The sequence below is a fragment of the Sodalis sp. (in: enterobacteria) genome (assembly GCF_047607725.1).
GTDB lineage: Bacteria > Pseudomonadota > Gammaproteobacteria > Enterobacterales > Enterobacteriaceae > JBLKSS01.
This window is the reverse complement of the sequence record NZ_JBLKSS010000143.1, coordinates 1-14,159: the sequence shown is the minus strand read 5'-3', so window position 1 is coordinate 14,159 and position 14,159 is coordinate 1. Positions and strand designations below refer to the sequence as shown.

13 protein-coding genes and 4 pseudogenes are annotated in these 14,159 nt (G+C 57.4%); 8 read left to right on the top strand and 9 right to left on the bottom strand.

All coding sequences use genetic code 11. The features are described 5' to 3' along the window. Positions 1 to 90 precede the first annotated feature (90 nt). From ACMX3H_RS13165 to ACMX3H_RS13150, 4 genes and pseudogenes are all read right to left on the bottom strand, one after another. Positions 91 to 483, bottom strand: coding sequence for a transposase (locus tag ACMX3H_RS13165; RefSeq protein WP_415211154.1), 393 nt, complete (start codon positions 481 to 483; stop codon positions 91 to 93). 36 nt (positions 484 to 519) lie between these two features. Then, on the bottom strand, positions 520 to 828 hold the full coding sequence (locus ACMX3H_RS13160; protein WP_415211156.1) for a VOC family protein: 309 nt from the start codon (positions 826 to 828) through the stop codon (positions 520 to 522). Next, positions 810 to 908 (bottom strand): annotated as a pseudogene (locus ACMX3H_RS13155) (VOC family protein); the annotation flags it as partial. The pseudogene ACMX3H_RS13155 and the gene ACMX3H_RS13160, both read right to left, overlap by 19 nt. Before the next feature lie 703 nt (positions 909 to 1,611). Next, positions 1,612 to 2,127, bottom strand: coding sequence for a glutathione binding-like protein (locus ACMX3H_RS13150; protein ID WP_415211153.1), 516 nt, complete (start codon positions 2,125 to 2,127; stop codon positions 1,612 to 1,614). 263 nt (positions 2,128 to 2,390) lie between these two features. Here ACMX3H_RS13150 and ACMX3H_RS13145 point away from each other — a divergent pair. Continuing rightward, positions 2,391 to 3,369: pseudogene (locus ACMX3H_RS13145) on the top strand (alpha/beta hydrolase). A gap of 302 nt (positions 3,370 to 3,671) precedes the next feature. Continuing rightward, the gene (locus ACMX3H_RS13140; protein WP_415211152.1) at positions 3,672 to 4,892 is read left to right on the top strand and encodes an MFS transporter; all 1,221 of its coding nucleotides are present in this window, start codon (positions 3,672 to 3,674) and stop codon (positions 4,890 to 4,892) included. 253 nt (positions 4,893 to 5,145) lie between these two features. Here the strand turns inward: ACMX3H_RS13140 and ACMX3H_RS13135 are convergent, their stop codons facing one another. Together ACMX3H_RS13135 and ACMX3H_RS13130 are read right to left on the bottom strand one after the other, a co-directional pair. Continuing rightward, on the bottom strand, positions 5,146 to 5,706 hold the full coding sequence (locus ACMX3H_RS13135) for a DcrB family lipoprotein (RefSeq protein WP_415211151.1): 561 nt from the start codon (positions 5,704 to 5,706) through the stop codon (positions 5,146 to 5,148). A gap of 336 nt (positions 5,707 to 6,042) precedes the next feature. Beyond that, positions 6,043 to 6,708, bottom strand: a complete 666-nt coding sequence (locus ACMX3H_RS13130) for a 7-cyano-7-deazaguanine/7-aminomethyl-7-deazaguanine transporter (protein ID WP_415211150.1) — start codon at positions 6,706 to 6,708, stop codon at positions 6,043 to 6,045. Between the two features lie 194 nt (positions 6,709 to 6,902). Between ACMX3H_RS13130 and tusA the strand changes: the two genes are divergently transcribed. Then, positions 6,903 to 7,157 carry a sulfurtransferase TusA gene (gene tusA, locus ACMX3H_RS13125; protein ID WP_415211149.1) on the top strand — a complete coding sequence of 85 codons (255 nt, stop codon included), beginning with the start codon at positions 6,903 to 6,905 and terminating at the stop codon, positions 7,155 to 7,157. Positions 7,158 to 7,184: 27 nt separating this feature from the next. Here the strand turns inward: tusA and ACMX3H_RS13120 are convergent, their stop codons facing one another. Beyond that, the gene (locus ACMX3H_RS13120) at positions 7,185 to 7,811 is read right to left on the bottom strand and encodes a lysoplasmalogenase (protein WP_415211148.1); all 627 of its coding nucleotides are present in this window, start codon (positions 7,809 to 7,811) and stop codon (positions 7,185 to 7,187) included. 206 nt (positions 7,812 to 8,017) lie between these two features. Between ACMX3H_RS13120 and ACMX3H_RS13115 the strand changes: the two genes are divergently transcribed. Beyond that, positions 8,018 to 8,338: a DUF1820 family protein gene (locus tag ACMX3H_RS13115; RefSeq protein ID WP_415211147.1), complete on the top strand. Its 321-nt coding sequence runs from the start codon at positions 8,018 to 8,020 to the stop codon at positions 8,336 to 8,338. A 77-nt stretch (positions 8,339 to 8,415) separates the two neighbouring features. On the opposite strand, the gene ACMX3H_RS13110 is transcribed toward ACMX3H_RS13115, so the two are convergent. After that, entirely contained in the window at positions 8,416 to 8,703 is a 288-nt protein-coding gene (locus ACMX3H_RS13110; protein ID WP_415211155.1) for a DUF1145 family protein, read from the bottom strand. After that, the gene (gene rsmD / locus ACMX3H_RS13105; protein WP_415211146.1) at positions 8,693 to 9,298 is read right to left on the bottom strand and encodes a 16S rRNA (guanine(966)-N(2))-methyltransferase; all 606 of its coding nucleotides are present in this window, start codon (positions 9,296 to 9,298) and stop codon (positions 8,693 to 8,695) included. The genes ACMX3H_RS13110 and rsmD overlap by 11 nt, the downstream gene beginning before the upstream one ends. Before the next feature lie 229 nt (positions 9,299 to 9,527). Between rsmD and ftsY the strand changes: the two genes are divergently transcribed. The 4 genes and pseudogenes from ftsY (at position 9,528) to rpoH (ending at position 13,707) form a co-directional block, all read left to right on the top strand. After that, positions 9,528 to 11,012, top strand: a complete 1,485-nt coding sequence (ftsY, locus tag ACMX3H_RS13100) for a signal recognition particle-docking protein FtsY (protein ID WP_415211145.1) — start codon at positions 9,528 to 9,530, stop codon at positions 11,010 to 11,012. Positions 11,013 to 11,018: 6 nt separating this feature from the next. Further along, positions 11,019 to 11,688, top strand: a pseudogene (gene ftsE, locus ACMX3H_RS13095) (cell division ATP-binding protein FtsE). Continuing rightward, positions 11,678 to 12,693 (top strand): annotated as a pseudogene (gene ftsX, locus ACMX3H_RS13090) (permease-like cell division protein FtsX). The pseudogenes ftsE and ftsX overlap by 11 nt, the downstream one beginning before the upstream one ends. 156 nt (positions 12,694 to 12,849) lie before the next feature. Then, positions 12,850 to 13,707, top strand: coding sequence for an RNA polymerase sigma factor RpoH (gene rpoH / locus ACMX3H_RS13085; protein WP_415211144.1), 858 nt, complete (start codon positions 12,850 to 12,852; stop codon positions 13,705 to 13,707). The last annotated feature ends 452 nt before the right edge of the window (positions 13,708 to 14,159 follow it).

Here is a 14,159-nt window from a genome sequence, read left to right as displayed (position 1 = left end):
CGCGCTGACGACGCCTATCCGCTATTAATCGATGCCGGCGTACCCGCCTTAAAGGTAAGCGTACGCCCAGCGCCGTCTGTTAATTCCCCATCATGATTGCGGGCCTTTGACTTCATGGATAAGTGCGCATAACAGCGCCGGTGTCAGATTGCCGGCCAGCCGTAACCGGGCACAGGTGAACTCAATGTCGCAAGTAACTGGTTCGGCAGAGGGTAAAGGAGAACGTAAGGGTGATGGTTCGGCGGTGAGTGTAACCGCCAGTAGCTCAGCCTGCTGTGTAGTAGGGATTTTAGGTTGGACACCGAACTTGCCCTGACGGTAGAGCTGGCGCCAGTTGAACAGCAAATGGTCATTGATACCGTTATCCCGTGCCAGCTTGGCAATGGATACGCCGGGCTGGAGCGCCTGCTCAACCAGCTTACTGTTAAAGTCCAGCGGGAAATTGGGACGACGTCTTGAGGGTTTTCGTGGGGTTTGTTTCATGAATTGCGCCCATTAAAAAAATAATGGACATCATCTTCAATAACTTGATGGGGAATTAACAGACGGCGCTGGGCGTACGCTTACCTTTAAGGCGGGTACGCCGGCATCGATTAATAGCGGATAGGCGTCGTCAGCGCGGGGGCATTGCATGGCGACAATATGTAATCCTTCATAGCGCTCCACCATTTTCTTCACATTGCTGGGCATGTCGGCATCCATCAGGCCGATTATCTCGAAATAACCTTGTGCGAACATGGCGCAATGATTACCGGATCCCCAGGGTACGATCTTGCCATCGGCTTCGCTCGTGCCTGCATGCTGAGGGCCGTGAGGGTAAAGCCTAATTTTTGGTAAGCGTCTTTTGCTTTGGCGAGATCTTTTACCGCTAGACCGACATGATCCAGGGACAACGTGAGAGCATCCATTTTTTTGACCGCTTTGCCTTTATTTACGCGAGTTGATTATTAGTACTGCTTAATATCATCGTCCGGGAATAAATTTCTTATCAATTCGCCGGCGGGAGAAGAGATTGATTCTTTTTTAGGCTCTAGAAGCATGATAGTTTTTTGAAATTCAAAACTCGTAATATTTTTTTCTTATATCTTATGCCAAATATTCACCTAAAAAGAAGTACTGCTGTTCCTGCATGAGCGGCGTCATCCTTGTCATTATCCCTCCCAGGTTGAAAAAGGGTTAAATATAAACGCGTTGCAGAATACACGTTTTTAGCCTGAAATGCCTATGCCGCCGTTGGGTGGATTATTCCGGCAGACGGTACCCACGGGGCGATAGGGTTTTCTAATATTATGATAATTAAGAGAAAACGATTCTCTTTCCTGAGGCTGTAATTCTGTAAAAGGGAAATTCTTTTTTACAGTAGGGGATTGCCGATAACAATTCTATTCCCGATGAAGTGTTTTACCTTTTGCCGATTCGAAAGAATACCCTGCCAATAATGACCTGGAATCCAGCACAAGTGATGATAATTATATTTCGGTGACGACGGGAAAATGCCGGCGCCGTTGGACCGAAGGAAGCACGCCCATGGGCGATATTCGGCGCCCTTTTTTTTCAGCTAACTGACTGCTCCGGCCCGCCAGGCAAAACTGGCGCCGCGCGCCAGAGAATCTAAGGTACGCGTAATTCGTCGTAAGACACCATTACATGCTCCGCAAAAGCGGGACGTTGGGTCAATCGTTGATAATATTGCGCGATCGCCGGAAAAACGGGACGATCGATGGCGATGGTAAAATAGCGGTACAGCAAATGGCCGAACTGGATATCCGCCAAAGTAAAAGCGCGGCCGGCCAAATAACCCTCGCGAGCAATTTGTGCGTCCGCCATGGCCAGATAGTGATGAAGCCTCTCGAGCGCCTGGCGAATAGCCAGCGCATCCCGCTCGCCGGCGGCGGTTCTGACAACCCGCCAGAATACGGGGGCGGTGAAATTGAGCGCGACGTTTATTTTGGCCCACTCCGCCCATTTATCCACATGCGCCCGGGCCTGATGTTCCGACGGCCAAAAGTCCAAAGCGCCGTAGCGATGGCCGATATCGTAGCGGACAAACGGTAGCCCGATCTCCCCTATGCACCACATCAATGCCTGCACATTGGAGGACGTCTTTCTGCCCCAGATCTCAATCATACCTGTTCCCCGCGCTAATGGTGCCGTCACCGCATTATAAAGGGCTTTCGTCGGGTCGTCTTGGCGTAAACAAGGTTCCACTCATCGCCCAACGCCCAACGATAACGCCGTATGCCGAACGTCTTACGCCACGCGCGGCGCGCGCACCGAACCTCGTACGCACAACGTTGAGTGCCGAACGCCTGGCCAAACGCGTAACGGCAGGCAATCTTGGGCCGCCGTACTACGCTTTAAAGGACACATCACTCTGCCAGGAGACGATAATGAGTCAACCCCCGATAAAACCGGAACAGGCCCGCACCGATCGTCACGTTGAAGCCTTTCTGCGAGCCTTGAACAATGCCGATGCGCCCCCTGTGGAAAGTTTGCCGCCGGCGCAAGCCCGTCAAGTGCTCACTGACGTCCAAAAATCGGTCGCCATTGATATGAGCGGCGTTGAGGAATCGGAGCAGATTATCACCGTCGACGGTCAGCCGCTGAGCCTGAATATCTTCCGTCCGGCCAACATCGCCTGCGCGCTACCGGCTTTCGTTTTTTTCCACGGCGGCGGTTGGGTACTCGGCGATTATTTTACCCACAAGCGTTTGGTGTGCGATCTGGTGGTCGCCAGCGGCGTTGTGGGGGTGTTTGTCAATTATACTCCCTCACCGGAGGCGCGTTATCCGGTCGCAATTAATCAGGCCTACGCCGCGACGCGCTGGGTGGCCGAGCACGGTAACGCTATTGATGTCGACGGCACGCGTCTGGCCGGGGCGGGAAACAGCGTTGGCGGCAACATGGCTACCGTCGTGAGCCTGATGGCGAAAGAGCACGGTACAACCCTACCTCGCCTGTCAAATCCTGTTGTGGCCCGTGACAGACGCGAATTTTGCCACCGATTCCTATCAGCGCTACCCGGAAGGGTATTTCCTGACCAAAGGCATKATGGAATGGTTCTGGGACAAGTACACGACCGATCCGGCCCAGCGCCAGGAAATCACCGCCTCGCCGCTACGAGCGCTGCCTGAACAGCTGGCCGGTTTGCTGCCGGCACTGGTGCAGGTGGCGGAGTATGACGTATTGCATGATGAAGGGGTGGCCTATGCGCGCAAACTGAATGAGGCGGGCGTTACCACGACCCTTGTGACCTACGGCGGACTTATCCATGATTATGGGTTGCTCAATCCTCTCGCGCAGGTTTCCGGCGTACAGAGCGCGCTTTTGCAGGCGGCGGCCGTGCTCAAGGTCTATTTGGCCCGCTGAGCGGCCCGCGCGTTGCCGGTGGGAGGGATGTCATCTTCCCCAGGTACCGTCCTCTCCGTCCGTAGGCGCGTCCGTGAAAAACGCGTTTGCCCGCCATATCGGTAAACTCCCGCGCGGGGCGCGCGGCCCAAGCAGAGCGTCAGCGGCGTCAAAGCCGCTACCGCCTGACAAAACTGCGTCAAAACGACCACATTTTGGTCAGATGTACCATGATCCAAGCCACACTTTTTGTTATACTTGTCAACCATGTGTCGGGTGGGGTATGTCTCCGCCGTTAATGTGTTCTTTGCCGCGAGTTTTCGATGCCCTCACCAGGATCTTCTCCCCAACCGGTTACCCGCTGGTGGCGTCTTACCCGGCGTATTCTTTCTGTGGTGGTGTTCAACTTCGTTAACTATCTCACCATTGGCTTGCCTCTCGCAGTTTTACCGGGTTATATGCATGATCATATGGGATATAGCGCCTTTTGGGCTGGGCTGGTGGTCAGTTTGCAATACCTGGCGACGCTGCTTAGCCGGCCTTACGCCGGGCGCTATGCCGACAGGGTCGGCCCTAAGCGCATTGTTGTGCTCGGGCTGGGCGGCTGCTTGCTGAGCGGCGTGTGTTATCTTTTGTCGCTGTGGACCGAGTTCCTGCCGGTGATGGCGCTGACGCTTTTGTGCGCGGGGCGGGTGATTCTCGGGCTCGGCCAAAGTTTTGTTGGCACCGGTGCGACGCTTTGGGGCGTGGGCGCGGTGGGGTCCAGCCATATCGGCCGGGTCATCTCGTGGAATGGCGTCGCCAGCTATAGCGCCCTGGCCGTTGGCGCGCCGCTTGGTGTGTGGCTGCATCACCTGGGTGGGCTAGGGCTGCTCTCCGCCGTGATTATCTTGATTGCCGGCGTCGCTATCGGCTTCGCGTTGCCCCGGCAGACGGTAAAAACCCTTGCCGGCAAGAAAATTCCTTTCAGCGCCGTAGTGGGCAAAATCTGGCGCTATGGGCTGGTACTGGGGTTCGCTTCCTGCGGCTTCGGCGTGATAGCGACGTTTATCACGCTGTTCTACGCCGCCCACGGCTGGGACGGCGGGGCTTTTGCCCTGACGTTGTTCAGCGCCGCTTTTGTCGGCACCCGGCTGCTGTTTCCCAACAGCATTAACCGCTACGGCGGTTTACTGGTCTCGTTAGTGTGCTATACGGTCGAGATTATCGGCCTGTTGCTGGTCTGGCTGGCGCTGTCGCCGTTCACCGCTCAACTCGGCGCGCTGCTAACCGGAGCCGGTTTCTCCCTGGTGTTCCCGGCGCTGGGCGTCGTGGCCATGAAACAGGTCCCGGCGCAGAACCAGGGCAGTGCGCTGGCGACGTTCACCGCCTTTATGGATTTGTCGCTGGGTATAGTCGGCCCGCTGGCTGGGATGCTGATGGCGCGCGCCGGGGCCGCCTCCATTTATCTCGCCGCCGCCCTGCTGGTGTTTGCGGGGCTGCTCATGACCCTATCCCTGCGCCGGCGCCAGCTGTGCGACGCCGACGTGCAGGAGCCCTATTAAGCCGTCGTACCGGCAACGCGGAGGCCTCAAAACGGCATGCGGGCGGCGCGCGATGGCGGTTATGTTGGCAGCATGCTTAATGGACATGCCGCAGGCCCGCGACAGCGGTTATTTTGACAGCGAGCTAAAACCGGGCCAACGGGTCGCTGGTCCTGTTGCCCGAAGGCCGCCGCAGACGCCCACGGATTCATGAGCTGGGCGCTAACTCACGCGGGTCGCGTCATCATGCCGTAGAAACGCGGCGTTGCCGACGTTATTCAAACTTTAGCGTATGAATAATACTTTCCGCCGCGCTCTGCGCTTTCTGTTGATCGTCCGCCGGCAGGGTAACCTGCATCGTCAGCAGATGATTGTCCACTTTACCCAACACGACCGCCGAATAGGCCTGCTTGCCGCCGCTGGCGATAATGCTGTCCAGCTGCTGCAGCGGTTTGCCGTCGACGGAGATCGCTTTATTGGTGAGCACTTGTAAATCCGGATCGCGGGCGCGCTGCTCGTCTTCCAGCCGCTTCGCCAGCGTATCCAGTCCCTGCGGCGTGTCGTCGCTCAAGATGATGATCACCGCTTTACGGCCCGTCGAATCCGCATATACATGCATGTTATTCGCTTGCGTCCCGACTTTACCGCTTTGATCGCTCATATCCCCCGGCAGTGTAAATGCCAACTTACCATTCAACAGGCTGATTTTATTTTCCGCCTGGGCCTGCGCCGCGCCCTCAGGTGCGCCGGCGGTCTCCTGATCTTTGCTGTTATCACAGGCCGACAGGCCGAGAACCAGCATCCCAATGCCCAGATACTTCGCTACTTTACGCATAGATTTACCTTCAACTCCATATTATCCCGCCGTCTAGGCGGTGGATCCCATGAGCAGATTACGCTGTCAGCGGCAGCGGGGGTATTCGCCGTTGGGGTGCTGTCTACCCGTTATTCCGGCGCCTTGATATGCACTGACCGGCGGGATTAACTCTAGAAAACATAGCATTCCCTGCCGGCGGTTGCGTCTTTTTAAGCGAAGCTTGTGATAGCGTCGCGCAAGCGGGAGGGCGTTAACCGATCCGCAAGCAGGTAAGCGTTCACAAACCCGTAAACGGTTAAACGTCCACCGCCCGCAAGCGGTTTAGCATGCGCAGATTTTAGCGCAAAGGCAGGATTAACTTAGCCGGAGTAATCCGGAATTGGTCTGGCGAGCGAAACGTTTAAGCAGCAGGTTGAGCAGCACGCCATACATCGGCAGGAAGAAAATCATGCTTATCAGAAGCTTAAAGCTATAGTCCACCGTGGCTATTTCGATCCAGTGCGCTGCCATAAACGGATCCGGGCTCTGATAGAAAGCGATGAAGAAAAATGCCGCGGTGTCGGAGGCGTTGCCAAATAGCGTGGAAACGGTCGGGGCGCTCCACCAGCTGCCGCGCTGGCGCAGGCGGTTAAAAACGTGTACATCCAGAATCTGGCCCAGGGCATAAGCCATAAAACTGGCGCAGGCGATACGGGCCACAAACAGGTTGAACGTTCCCAGCGCGGCAAATCCCTGCCATTTCCCTTGATAAAACAGCGACGAGACGCAGTAGGATATCAGCAGCGCGGGCACCATCACCGTGAGAATAATCCTGCGCGCCAGCGGGGCGCCAAAAATCCGTACCGTCAAGTCGGTGGCGAGAAAGATAAAAGGAAAGCTAAACGTGCCCCAGGTCGTGGTGAAGCCAAAAATCGATACCGGCAGCTGCACCAGGTAATTACTTGATGTAATAATCAACAAATGAAACAGCGCCAGCCCTATCAAGGCGTGTAGCCGCTGCCGTGGCGAAAATCTGAACATGATGTAACCTTTTTAACAATGGGGTGAGGGAACCCAGAATGCCCAGTGCATTTTTTCAGCGCGCGGCGCGCATGATAGCGTTTTGCACCGTCAATGCAACGGGAGAATCGTTTAACCGCTGCGCCGCTTGCAGCTGTCGTTTACCGGCGTAAACTAGCGGCCAGATGCTTTAAAGATTAATGTGGAATTTATGTATGCCTGATGCTTTTGCCGCCGCGGATCAAACCCTGGACGCTCGCGGCCTGCGCTGCCCCGAACCCGTCATGATGGTGCGTAAAGCCGTGCGCCATATGGCCGACGGGCAGACCTTGCTTATTATTGCCGACGATCCTGCCACCACCCGCGATATTCCCGGCTTTTGCCGGTTCATGGAGCATACCCTGCTGGCGCAGGCCACGGAACAACTGCCCTACCGCTACCTGTTGCGTAAGGGGTTGGCGGCGGCCTGACGTCCGACGGCCGCGAACCAGGGCGAGTCAAAGATACAGCGACCGCACGATCAGAAAATGGCCGGCGAAGTAGCACGCGGCGATAAGCGCGCGGGCGGCATCGAACGGGTAGCGGTAATGACTGATTAACCACACGCCCGCCACCACCAGCAGCAACGCGGTTCCCGCCAGCAGTGAGAAGGTGTAGTCGTTGCCGAGCTGGAAATATTGTTCGCCCGCGACCCATACCATCAAAAGTGTGACGCCAATATAGGTGCACACGGGCCAGCGCAACTCGTCAAGCCGGGACCAGAGCAACATAATCAGCACCGCGCCGAGGATGAGCAGCGTCAGCGGCAACGGCCAGAATATCGCCAGCGTCATATGGCTGGCGAAACCAATGGTGTAAAGTACATGGCAGAGAAAAAACGCGCCGACGGCGTAAAGTAGCCGTTCGCTCGACAGCATCAGCAGTGCGCTGCCGGCCAGCGTGGCCAGCAGGCCTAGGGGGATCAAATAGCCGGTGGCGGTGAGGCCTGGCGCCTGCCAGGCGAGCGCCAGCAGCAGCAGCAGCGTGATGGGCTGAAACAGCCAACGCTGCCAGACCGGTCCACGGTAAGAGGCGTCCACGTACAGCCATCCCGAGAAGACTACTGCCATAAAAGACCAAAGCATTGGTGTTCCTTTTGGTGCGTGGTGAGTGGATTTTCGGCGATCTAGCCCGCGATGGCGGCCATCCGGGGCATCACGCAACGGCGTTGGCGTGCCCTGGCTTTGACATCCTTGTCGAGGCAGATGCGCGTTGTCGGCCATCATGCTATGTTAGCGCCACTTTTTTCCTGCGCAATTCATGCGTACACATTGCGGGAGACAGCAGGCTTATGAGCAGCGAGCAGCCTATTTATCGTATTCAGTTTATTAATAATGGCAAAAATTATCAGTTATTTGTACGTGAGCTGAGTCAAAGCCCCCTGTTCGGCTTTATCGAAATCGGCGATTTTGTGTTCAGCAGCCACGCCAGCCTGGTGGTCGACCCCTCTGAAGAAAAACTGAAAACGGAGTTCAGCGGCGTTAGCCGCAGTTACATTCTGCTGCAGGCGGTCATTCGCATCGACGTCGTGACGGAAAAGAGCAGCGCCCGCATTTCCGATCTGGGCGATAACGTGATGATATTCCCCTATTTGCCCGGTAAGAAGCCGTAATTCTCCGGCAAGATACCGTTAAAACGTCATCGCCCCGTCCGCGGGGCGTTGGTGTTTCGGCGTAGCCTTGACGGGCGTTAACGACCGCGGCCGGCGGTGCGCTGTGCCCGCTGCTTCTTCTGCCAGGCGACCATTTCAAACACGCCGAAAAGGAAAACCCGCGTCTGAAAAGCGGCGCTGGGCTTGGCCTCATCTTTGGTCAGCGTGGCTTTCAGCAGCGTCAGTTGCAGCGCATGCATCACCACCATGAAAAAAAGACCAATATCAAGGAAATATTTCAGCGGCTTCGGGAACGGTTGAATCAGGTTGAACAACAAAAATCCCCATACCATTAGCATTAACAGACGGCCCAAATTAATCAGTATCATATTGCTTCTCCGGCGTAGCGTGACGGATATAGAGCCGGTACGCTACTTGCCCGGCGGCTTTTTCCCGATGTAGCTGCCAGTGGGCCGGCACCTCGGGAGCGGGGCCTTCCGTTTCGGTTTCAATGTAAATCCAGGCGTCGTCGGCCAGACGCCGGTGCCGCTCCAGTACGGCCACGGTGTCGGTTATCATGCCTTGCCGGAAGGGGGGATCGATAAAGACCACATTGAACGCATCACCCGGCTGCGCGAGCCAGCGCAGGCTGTCGGCGGTAATGACCTGCGCCTGCTGCGCCTGCAATACCTGCAGATTCCTGGCGAGCTGCGCGCTGACCGCGCGATCCTGCTCCAGCAGCGTGACGCTGGCGGCACCGCGCGATAGCGCCTCCAGACCCAATGCACCGCTGCCGGCGAAACAATCCAGGCAGCGCGCCTCCTGGATGACGGGCGCCAGCCAGTTGAACAGCCTCTCCCGCACGCGGTCGGAGGTCGGCCTCAGACCCGGGCTGTCGGGCACCGGCAGCTTACGACCGCGCCAGCGCCCGCCGATGATACGAATTTGACCGGCGGAGCGGGCGGTATTGTTATTTGCCATAGATATCTTGTTACGAGTCAAAGCGCGCAAAGACCACAACGAATGTCAACGATAGTCTATTCTAGCGGGGCAAAGAGGCGGGGAAAATGGTAATTCGCATTTGATTTGTCCTGTGGGACAAAACCCCGCCGCGACGCATTTTGCCCGCCGGAGTAAAGTGGTAAACTCTGAGTATTATCAGACAGGTTATTTATCCGTCCTCTATCTTGGGCGAGGAGTGTAGTCGCAAATGGCAAAAGAGAAAAAACGCGGTTTTCTTTCCTGGTTAGGCTTTAACCGTCAGGACGATGACGCGGGCAGCGAGCCGGAAGCCGGACGGGAGACCGACGCAACCGGCGCCGGGGGCGGAACCGACGCGCCAGTTGCTTCCACCGCGGCGCGCGAAGAGGCGTTATCGCATACGGAGGCGGAAACAGCCGCCTTTGAGCAGACCTCGACACCGGATGCGGAGGCTGGCGTGCCCGTAGCGGATGCCCCTGCCCGCGAGCGTGACGCACAGCGCATCGCCGCTGAAATTGTTTCTCTTACCGAGCAGATGGCGACGTGGCGGAGCCACGCCGTCGCCAGCGATAAAACGCCGATGGCCGCTGCGTTTGCCGCCGCTCCCGACGAGAACGACGCTGACGCTGTTGCCCCGCCATCCGAAGATGACGCGGCGCCCTCCGAAGACGACGCCATCGCCTCGTCGATCGTGATTGCCGATGCCGCGGCGCTAACGCTGGCCGCGGACGTCACCCCGGATGAGGAGACCGTACCGCGGCCGGCGGAAGACGGCGTGCCCCCGGCGCCCGAGCGTGCCGGATTCTTCGCCCGGCTGAAAAACAGTCTGGTGAAGACGCAACAGAACCTGGGATCCGGATTTATCGGATTGTTCCGCGGCAAGAAAATCGATGATGATTTGTTCGAGGAATTGGAAGAGCAATTGCTCGTCGCCGACGTGGGCGTCGAGACCACGCGCAAAATAATCGAGGGTTTGACTGCCCACGTCGAACGCCGCCATCTCAAGGACGCCGAGGCGCTGTACAGCCAATTGCGCGTGGATATGGCGGCCATCCTGGCTAATGTCGAGCGGCCGCTGGAGATGACGGGCAAGACTCCGTTCGTTATCCTGATGGTCGGTGTTAACGGCGTGGGGAAAACCACCACCATCGGCAAACTCGCCCGGCAATATCAGGCTGAAGGCAAAAGCGTCATGCTGGCGGCGGGGGATACCTTCCGTGCCGCGGCGGTGGAGCAGCTTCAGGTATGGGGCGAGCGCAACCGTATCCCGGTGGTGGCGCAACAGACCGGCGCCGATTCCGCGTCGGTCATCTTCGACGCAATCCAGGCGGCCAAAGCGAGCGGTATTGATGTGCTGATAGCGGATACCGCGGGGCGGCTGCAGAATAAAGCGCATCTGATGGACGAGCTGAAGAAAATCGTTCGGGTAATGAAAAAGCTGGACGTTGAGGCCCCCCATGAGGTTATGTTGACCCTCGATGCCAGCACCGGGCAGAATGCTGTCAGCCAGGCCAACTTATTCAATGACGCGGTGGGACTGACCGGCATCACGCTGACCAAATTGGACGGCACCGCCAAAGGCGGGGTCATTTTTGCCGTGGCGGACCGATTCGGCATCCCGATTCGCTATATTGGCGTCGGGGAGGGTATTGAGGATTTGCGGCCCTTTAAAGCCGACGATTTTATTGAGGCACTTTTTGCCCGAGAGGATTAAAAAAGGATGATTCGCTTTGAACAAGTCAGCAAAGCCTATCTTGGTGGACGACAGGCGCTGCAAGGGGTAGATTTTCACCTCCGTCCGGCTGAGATGGCGTTTCTGACCGGCCATTCCGGGGCGGGGAAAAGTACCCTGCTGAAACTGATATGCGGCATTGAGCGCCCGAGCGCGGGGCATATTTTATTTGGCGGTCACGATATCAGCCGGCTGAAAAACAGCGAAATCCCGTTTTTGCGCCGTCAGATCGGGATGATCTTCCAGGATCATCATCTACTCATGGACCGGACCGTTTATGACAACGTGGCGATACCGCTGGTGATCGCCGGCGCCAGCCTGGAGGATATCCGCCACCGGGTCTCGGCGGCGCTGGATAAAGTCGGCCTGCTGGACAAAGCGCGCAATTTCCCGGTGCAATTATCGGGCGGGGAAACAGCAGCGCATCGGCATTGCCCGCACCGTGGTCAACAAGCCGGCGGTATTGCTGGCGGACGAGCCGACGGGCAACTTGGACGATGCGCTGTCCGAGGGCATACTGCGTTTGTTTGAAGAATTTAACCGCGTCGGCGTGACGGTGCTGATGGCGACCCACGATACCGGGCTGATAGCGCGTCGGAATTACCGTATCTTTACGCTCAATCAGGGAAGAATGTCCGGGGGCGTCCATGGCGAATAAATTCAACCGGCCCACGCGTGCGAACAAGCCGGCGAAAACGCCGCGCACGCAAACGGCGGGAGAGGCGAAAGCGGCGAAATCCAAGGCGCTGCGCGGCGGCTGGAAGCAGCAGTGGCGCTATACCTGGCTGAATACGCTGGCGGATATGGGGCGTCAGCCGCTGGCTACGCTGTTAACTGTGATGGTGATTGCCATTTCATTGACGTTGCCCAGTTTATGTTATCTGGTATGGAAAAACGTCAGCCAGGCGGCGGAGCAGTGGTACCCGACGCCGCAGCTGACGGTGTACCTGGATAAAGTGCTGGATGACGATGCGGCCCTGAAGGTGATTGGCGTACTCAAGCAGGAGGACGGCGTCGCCAAGGTCAATTATCTTTCGCGCGAAGAGGCGATGGGCGAGTTCCGCAACTGGTCGGGCTTTGGCGGCGCGATGGACATGCTGGAGGAAAATCCGCTGCCGGCGGTGGCCATTATCACGCCAAAGGTCAATTTCCAGAGCGGCGACACGCTTAAGACGCTGCGCGACCGTGTCGCCGCCACCCAGGGCGTGGATGAGGTGCGCATGGACGACAGCTGGTTCGCCCGTCTGGCGGCGTTGACCGGCCTGGTCGGCAAGGTCTCCGCCATGATAGGCATCCTGATGGTTATCGCGGTTTTCTTGGTTATCGGCAACAGCATTCGTCTGAGTATTTTCAGCCGGCGCGATACCATCAACGTCATGAAATTGATCGGCGCCACCGATGGGTTTATCCTAAGGCCTTTTTAAACGGCGGGGCGCTGCTGGGGCTGGGCGGCGCGGTGCTGTCGCTGATGTTGTCCGGCACGTTGGTCTGGCAGCTCGAATCGGTGGTGGCGAATGTGGCGGCGGTGTTTGGCACCACGTTCGTGCTGCACGGCTTGAGCTGGGATGAAGCCATTCTCTTGCTGCTGATTTCGTCCATGATTGGCTGGCTTGCGGCCTGGCTGGCGACGGTACAACATTTACGCCGGTTTACACCTGACTGACATTTTTTTGGTATAATGAGATCGGGATAAAGGCCGCGGTTGCTGAACTCACCGACGGGATCGCGGTCTTATCATCGGCCGTTCAATGACGGTAAGTCGCGTCCTGGTGCGGACTTTTTGAAGAACGGCGTCCAAGTTTCTAGCGAGAGGTCATGAATGATCAAAGATATGCAAGTTTTAGCCTATGTTCCCCAGGGCAGTCTGGAAGCCTATGTCAGGGCCGCCAATGCCTATCCGATACTGACGGCGGAGGAAGAGCGGGCGCTGGCTGAACTGCTGCATTACCAGGGCGATTTGGAGGCGGCCAAGCAGCTGATCCTGTCTCACCTGCGCCTTGTTGTTCATATTGCACGTAACTATTTCGGTTACGGCCTGCCTCAGGCTGACCTGATTCAGGAAGGCAATATCGGCCTGATGAAAGCCGTCCGCCGTTTCAATCCAGAAGTGGGCGTGCGGCTAGTGTCGTTTGCGGTCCACTGGATCAAGGCAGAAATTCACGAATACGTGCTGCGCAACTGGCGTATTGTGAAAGTGGCGACCACCAAGGCGCAGCGCAAGCTGTTCTTTAACCTGCGTAAAACCAAGCAGCGCCTGGGCTGGTTCAACCAGGACGAAGTGGAAATGGTGGCCAAAGAGCTGGGCGTGACCAGCAAGGATGTCCGTGAGATGGAATCCCGCATGGCCGCGCAGGATATGACCTTCGATCCCACGCCGGAAGATGATACCCGCGAAGGGCAGCCGATGGCGCCCATGCTTTACCTGCAGGATAAATCGTCCGATTTCGCCGACGGCATCGAAGAGGACAACTGGGACGATCACGCCGCCGACAAGCTGAGCGCGGCGCTGGAAGGTCTCGATGAGCGCAGCCAGGACATCATCCGCGCGCGCTGGCTGGATGACGACAACAAAAGCACGCTGCAGGAGCTGGCCGATCGGTACGGGGTCTCCGCGGAGCGCGTACGCCAGCTTGAAAAAAATGCCATGAAGAAAATTCGTCTGGCGATTGAGGCCTGACGACAGTACGGCGATTTCCCGCCGAACGCGTAGCGCAACGCGCGCATCGCCTTCAGACATATGCGCCGCTCACAGCCGGTGAATTTTCATCGGCTGTTTTGTTTTCAGCGGGGCGCCAGGGGGCGTAAAGCGGCGATGGGGCATCACCACCCTCGCCGCGCTGCCTGACATGGGGCGGCGCGAAGGCGGCTCGGCTTGCGCGGAAGTTTGGTGGTCAGGAAAACGGGCGCAGCTGGCGGCAGGGCGTTCAGAGTCGCGAAAACGATCACGTTCGGCGGCAGGGTTGCTGGTTCCGGTCACCTCCGATCACTGATTCCGATTTCACCCGATCACTGATTCCGGTCGCCCGATCAGCGATTCCGATTCTGTCCGATCGCTCATCTTCTGTTCCGCCATACTCTGGAGACTTTTAGCTTCCTGGGGTATGGCATGGCACGTAAAAAGAAGAACGC